The organism is Duganella qianjiadongensis (genome assembly GCF_009857915.1).
GTDB classification, from domain to species: domain Bacteria; phylum Pseudomonadota; class Gammaproteobacteria; order Burkholderiales; family Burkholderiaceae_D; genus Rugamonas; species Rugamonas qianjiadongensis.
Genome location: NZ_WWCM01000078.1, coordinates 1 through 417 on the forward strand (window position 1 = coordinate 1; position 417 = coordinate 417).

The following is a 417-nucleotide window of genomic DNA, read 5'->3' on the forward strand; positions in this document are numbered from 1 at the left end:
TCGGTTAGTAAATTCGAGGGCATCTTTGACAGCGAGGCGTTCAACTTTAAGCTGGCGAGTAATTTTGCGCAACTGGACTGGCGGCAGCAAACCAAAGTAATCCACTTGCGCTTGACCGAGGAAATGCAATGGGAACACGCGATTATCCAGAATCCGAACATTCGAGATAAATGGCGAACCATCCAACGAGGAGATCTGCGTGGACACTTGGTGAAGCAGGCTGGGGCACCCCAGGTGCAAACACGTCTGCATCAAAGCATGGCTGACATGCCTCAGCTTCGCAAACATATTCCTAGCCTCATGCAAGTTTGGATTGCACGTCGCTTTGTAGGAGATAGCCCAAGTCGCGTCGCTCGCTTTGCAGCACTGATTTCTGGTAATGAGGTCAGAGATGCTAGCGCAGTTCGGCGAGCAATG

Annotated in this window: 1 protein-coding gene; it reads right to left on the minus strand. The window is 51.3% G+C overall.

All coding sequences use genetic code 11. The features are described 5' to 3' along the window. Positions 1–288: hypothetical protein (locus tag GTP27_RS23345; protein WP_161041465.1), on the minus strand; the 288-nt coding region annotated here is incomplete at its 3' end. Positions 289–417 lie beyond the last annotated feature (129 nt).